The organism is Cecembia sp., assembly GCF_007126775.1.
Classification (GTDB): Bacteria; Bacteroidota; Bacteroidia; order Cytophagales; family Cyclobacteriaceae; genus Cecembia.
Map to the genome: position 1 here is coordinate 1 of NZ_SLAP01000104.1, position 5,935 is coordinate 5,935.

Sequence of the window (5,935 nt, forward strand, 5' to 3'; positions counted from 1 at the left end):
CACCATGCAATTTAGCCAAGAAATTTCGAATTAAAACCTTTCAATTCTTTCTTTGACCTGTTCCATCAACCACATAGGGGTAGAAGTGGCACCACAAATGCCTACTGACTCATTTGGGCCAAACCATTCTTCTAATACCTGACTGGGATTGGATACAAAAAAGGTGTGTGGGTTTTTCTCCTTGCACACATTATAAAGGACTTTCCCGTTTGATGATTTGGTACCGCTCACGAAAATGATTTTGTCAAACTTGTCAGCAAACTCCCTTAGTTCTTTGTCTCTGTTGGACACCTGTCTACAAATGGTATCATTGGTATTAACAGTGATACCATTTTCTTTCAGGACGTCATTGATCTCATAAAATTTATCAGTGCTTTTAGTTGTTTGACTATACAGAGTTAGATTTTTGGGCAAGCTGGGAAGATCCAGTTCTTTTATGTCCTGAAATACTACTGCTTTATTGTTTGTTTGCCCCAAAAGCCCGATCACTTCTGCGTGTCCATGCTTTCCGTAGATATAGATGGTCTCATCCTTATCAAAAGAATTTTTTATCCTGTTTTGCAGTTTCAATACGACTGGGCAACTGGCATCTATTAAGGTCAAATTATTATTGATTGCCAATTCATATGTGGAAGGTGGTTCACCGTGAGCCCTAATCAAGACTTTCTCGTTTTCAAGATTTCTGAGCTCATTGTGGTCAATTATTTTTAAGCCTTTTGCAGTAAGCCGATTTACCTCTTCATCATTGTGTACAATATCTCCTAAACAATACAGATAGCCTTGCTCTTCAAGAATTTCCTCTGCCATTTCTATGGCATATACAACTCCAAAACAAAAGCCAGAGTGCTGATCAATATGTACTTGTAGGTTCATCATAGCTTTTAACTTATCACTATATGAATTGTTTATAATTAACTATTTCAATTCTTCTATCTGAATTAGGAAGAAAAATTTAGCTATAGTCATTGATTTATCCAAGACCTAATTTCATACCAAAATAAGTGCCCAATAAGAGGGACAATTTCTTGGCATTGGGGATGCGGATCCTTTCTTGCGTGATTGTCTCTGCAGGTAAACCTTTGATTTTGTCAAAGAGTTTTTGATAATACAAGTATGCTACCTTAACACCCATTTTAGCTCCTTCTGGAAGTCTTCTAATGCCGTCTAGTGCATCATCAAAATCCTTTTGAATATCTTCTTCTATCAATTGCTTAGCCGTCTTGTCAAATGCATTGAAATCTACACCTGGGAAGTACACCCTCCCTCTTTCTTCGAAATCGCTTTTAATATCTCTAAGGAAATTGACTTTTTGAAAAGCTGCGCCCAATTTGCAAGCTGGAGATTTTAAACTTTCATACATGGTCTGGTCTCCTTCGACAAAGACCTTAAGACACATCAGACCAACTACTTCTGCAGATCCATAAATGTATTCATGGTACTTTGAATCGTTGTAAGTTTTGAAATCCAGATCCATTTCCATGCTTTTTAGAAAAGCCTCAATCAGATCAAGATCTATATGGTACTGGTTAACGATCAGTTGGAATGCATGCAATACGGGATTAAGACTGATTTTATTTTCAATGGCATCATACGTATCTTTTTTGAATTGATCCAGAAGGCTCTTTTTGTCTTTATCGTGGAATGTATCTACAATTTCATCTGCATACCTAACAAAACCGTAAATTGCATAAATGGGCAAATGAAACTTTTTATTCAAAGTTCGGATTCCAAGAGTGAAGCTAGTGCTGTACCGTTGGGTAATTAGTTTACTGCACTCCATTGTGGTCTGATCAAAAAGCGCTTTTGCATCCATACCCATAATATACAAATTAATCTACAAATTGTTTTCTTTGATCACTTCTTTTGCAACCACATGGCCCGAAATGATCGTTGGGGGAACACCCGGCCCGGGTACGGTCAGCTGTCCGGTATAATAAAGATTTTTAACTCTTTTACTTTTTAAAGAAGGCTTGAGAATAGCTGTTTGAAAAAGCGTATTGGCCAAACCGTAAGCATTCCCTTTAAAGGCATTGTAATCCGACTTGAAATCACTGTGGGCGTAAGAGCGTTTGAAAATAACATGGCTCCTGATTTCCTGGCCGGTCAATTTCTCCAATCTGTCCATTACCATATGGTAGTATTTTTCTCTTATTTCTTCCCCGTCTTCCAAATTTGGTGCAAGAGGGATGAGGATAACCAGGTTTTCCTTCCCTTCCGGCGCGACACTCGGGTCTGTTTGGGAAGCTGCAGATAAGTAAAACAAAGGTCGCTCCGGCCATCTTGGGTTGGTATAAATAGCATCAGCATGAGGCCCCATTTGCTCGTCAAAAAACAGACAATGGTGGGTCAGATTTTTCAGTTTTTTGTCTATACCAAGATAAAACAAGAGCGAAGAAGGCGCCATTACGCGCTTATCCCAATATTTTTCGCTGTAATTTCTATATTCAGGAGCCAATAATTTGGAGTCAATATGGTGGTAATCGGCAGCCCCAATTACTACATCAGCTTCAAATTTATCACCGTTTTTTAGCACTACACTTTTTGCTGTTCCATTTTGAACATCAATATGGGAGACATCTGCTCCTAAATAGATTTTCACCCCTTTTTCCTCTGCAAGAGTAACCATTCCTTTGACAATTTCATGCATACCACCCATGGGGTACCAGGTACCTAAAACAATGTCGGCATAATTCATGAGGCTGTAAAGTGCAGGGATATTATCGGCAGTTTCACCTAGGAAGATCACAGGGAATTCCATCAGCCGAATTATTTTTTCATGTTTGAAAAACTTTCTGACATGTTTGGACATGGATTGAAATACATCCATTTTGATGATATCCGCAAGAAGGCCTGGGTTTGTAAATTCGAAAAGGGAACGACTCGGCCTGTAAACCAGTTCATTAATACCTACTTGGTATTTGTATGCTGCCTGTTCTAGGAATGCATCAAGCTTTGGGCCCACCCCTGGCTCCATACTTTCCATAAGGGCTCGAAATTGTTCAAGGTCAGCAGGTATTTCAACAAATTCATTTTCTCCAAAAACTACTGTGTAGGAGGGGTCCAAGCGTATCAGATCATAATAATCAGATGGTTTTTTTTCAAAATAGGCAAAATATTTTTCAAACACATCCGGCATCCAATACCAGGAAGGACCCATATCAAAAACAAAACCCTCGGCTTCGAACTTTCGAGCTCTACCGCCAGGGTTTGTATTTTTTTCTAGAATTGTAACCTGATAGCCTGCGTGTGCCAAATGTGTAGCTGCAGAAAGTCCGGCAAATCCAGCACCTATGACAACTACATTTTTTTTGGGCATAGTTGATTAAATTTTATGTTTGTATACGTGCAAGTCTTCTTTTAATAGCTTTCTGGCAATATGGATTCTATTTTTTACAGTTCCAATTGGAATATTCAATTTATCAGCAATTTCATGGTATTTGAAACCTTTGTAATGCATCATAAAAGGGTCTTTATACACATCATCCAATTTTTCAATGGCAGTATAGATGTCATCTAGGGTAAAGTCACCATAGGCGCCATTCTCTACTAGAATATCTCCGGAATTGATATAATGCAAATTATCTGTAGTGTCTACGAAAGTACCTCTTCTTACCATTCTTTGATAATTGGTAATAAAAGTATTCTTCATTATGGTATAAAGCCAAGCTTTTAAATTTGTGCCTTCAGTAAACTTATCTCTGTTTGTAAATGCCTTTACCATTGTATCCTGCATGAGGTCATTGGCATCGTCCATATCTCTGGTCAATTTGAGCGCAAACGGCTTCAGAGAACTTGAAAGTTTGTTAAGCGAGTAACTGAATTCTAGAGTTGTCATGGCTATTTGTTTTTGTTTAATCAAATGTAACAAAAGTTAAACACTCTGCAAATATTTTGTCTAATTATTTTGAAAAAATATTAAACAAAAATTAAGCATCTAAATATAAAATACCTAAAAACTGCTATTTTGGGACGTATCATCATATTTTACAAAAAAAAGGTGAAGAATTAATTCTTCACCTTGTTTAATTTTTTTCATAAAATGTAAAACTATTTTTCTTGAGGCACTGCCTCAATTTCTTCGAGCTGATCTTTGAGTTGCCTGATATAATGCATGGCCCTCATATTTTTTGGAAGTTTTAAGTCTTGCCCTACAATTTGATAACCGGATACGATGATTTGACAATCAGCAAATCTCTCTGCCAATTTGCTGAGGTATTCCTGTATATATTCAGAACTTGGGGAGGTAGTTATAACGGTAAGAAGAAATTCCGGTTTGTGTAGTTTGTAGACAGACCAGAGATCGTCACTTGGTGTATTTTGGCCCAGATAAATTACTTTGTGTCCTCTATTTTTGATTAAAAAAGCAGCAAATAATATTGAGATTTCATGCAGTTCACCTTCTGGAAGAAATAGCAAAAATTTCCTTCCACCACTTTTGGAGACTTGTCCGTCTATGGCTACGATCAGCTTTTGGCGAACCAGATTACTGATAAAATGCTCTTGAGCAGGATTAATAGCACCAGTTTGCCAAAGAACCCCAATTTTGGACATAAAAGGATAAATGATATTCATCATGGTCTGTTCAAAACCGATTTTCAGAATATTGGTGGAAAGTACTTTATCAAATCTTTCTTCATCCATTTCTATCATGCAAATGGTCAATGCATGAATCTGATCATCGTAGGTTAAGCTCCTCTCAGTCAACTTTACCACTTCCTCCCTCATCTCAGATTCCGTCATTCCCGCAATCTTGCTGATCTTATATCCATTATCATTCAATAAAGCAACATTCAGAATCAGTTTTAAATCATCATCATCATAGTAGCGGATATTGGTATCTGTTCGCTTTGGAGAAAGCAAATTGTATCTTTGCTCCCAAATGCGCAATGTATGGGCCTTTATCCCAGATAACTGTTCTAAATCCTTGATAGAATACGTGCTTTCTATACTCATTTGCTTTTAAAATACTTTTTCGGTACAACAAAAAGACCAAAAGAAACAGCATCTTCCTTTTTATTGGTGGCATGATGCGCTTGATGGGCTCTGAAAATTCCTAATAGAAATTTACTCCGAGGCCTTTCAAACCATTTCAATCTTCGATGTACCAAAACATCATGAATGAAAAAGTAAAGCATGCCATAAATGCTAATTCCTATGCCGATCCAAAAACGGTAATCCAGTGCTTCCAAACCAAGGAAGATTAAGATAACAGCTACAGTCCCGAAGATCAATGAAAATAAGTCATTGAGCTCAAAGAATGATTTGGAGGGCTGATGATGGGTCTTGTGGATATTCCACAAAGGGCCATGCATGATGTATTTATGAATGAACCAACCAGAAAATTCCATGATTGCGAAACCTACTATAGTGAACAACACTGCGTACATCATTTTGTTAACCTATTTAAGATCAGAATGTTTTATAGAAGTTATACAATAAAATTTAAGATAAGAAAGAAAGCCACCAGATTGGCCAAAAGAAAAACAGCGATTTTGTTTTCTTTCTTGAATTGTAGCTTTCTATAAATCATGTGTATGATGAAGGCAACTCCAAACCAACCTATATAATTGGATAAGGGAATTATTCCACCTTCCCAGGACCAGAAGTCCAAGGCAATTGCAACAGGTTCAATGGCATAATCGATACTTACCATAGTAATTGCACCTATGCTGGCTGCCAACCAATCTATATTGATCAAACGGTTCAATATAGATCCGGTCAGGTAAATCAATAAAAGCCAGTTGACCCCGATCATCAGGGGTACTTCCATCAGTTTAATGCCCAAGACTGGACCATAATTATAATTGCCGAAAGGAAAGCCGGTATGTACCCCCATTACCTCTGAACCATAGCCAAGGAACCAGGCCAGTGCTGCAAAAACCAAAAAGTTTTTGTTCCAATCTTTGTGGAACCAAAACATCACCCCTAAAGTAAG

Annotated in this window: 7 protein-coding genes; all 7 read right to left on the bottom strand. The window is 37.6% G+C overall.

Going from position 1 to position 5,935, the window contains the following annotated elements; translation table 11 throughout:
* Window positions 1–30: 30 nt before the first annotated feature.
* Complete coding sequence (locus QZT73_RS06830; protein ID WP_291779124.1) at window positions 31–876, bottom strand: 4-hydroxy-3-methylbut-2-enyl diphosphate reductase; 846 nt, start codon at window positions 874–876, stop codon at window positions 31–33.
* Window positions 877–970: 94 nt separating this feature from the next.
* On the bottom strand, window positions 971–1,813 hold the full coding sequence (locus QZT73_RS06835; RefSeq protein ID WP_291779130.1) for a phytoene/squalene synthase family protein: 843 nt from the start codon (window positions 1,811–1,813) through the stop codon (window positions 971–973).
* A gap of 21 nt (window positions 1,814–1,834) precedes the next feature.
* Window positions 1,835–3,316, bottom strand: a complete 1,482-nt coding sequence (gene crtI, locus QZT73_RS06840; protein ID WP_291779122.1) for a phytoene desaturase family protein — start codon at window positions 3,314–3,316, stop codon at window positions 1,835–1,837.
* Window positions 3,317–3,322: 6 nt separating this feature from the next.
* Window positions 3,323–3,835: an RNA polymerase sigma factor gene (locus QZT73_RS06845; protein WP_291787356.1), complete on the bottom strand. Its 513-nt coding sequence runs from the start codon at window positions 3,833–3,835 to the stop codon at window positions 3,323–3,325.
* 212 nt (window positions 3,836–4,047) lie between these two features.
* Window positions 4,048–4,953, bottom strand: coding sequence for a MerR family transcriptional regulator (locus tag QZT73_RS06850; RefSeq protein ID WP_291784502.1), 906 nt, complete (start codon window positions 4,951–4,953; stop codon window positions 4,048–4,050).
* Window positions 4,950–5,390: a sterol desaturase family protein gene (locus QZT73_RS06855; protein ID WP_291784500.1), complete on the bottom strand. Its 441-nt coding sequence runs from the start codon at window positions 5,388–5,390 to the stop codon at window positions 4,950–4,952. Before QZT73_RS06855 ends, QZT73_RS06850 begins: the two co-directional genes overlap by 4 nt.
* A gap of 38 nt (window positions 5,391–5,428) precedes the next feature.
* Window positions 5,429–5,935, bottom strand: a 507-nt coding sequence (locus QZT73_RS06860) for a carotenoid biosynthesis protein (protein ID WP_291787357.1), incomplete at its 5' end; no start/stop codon positions are given.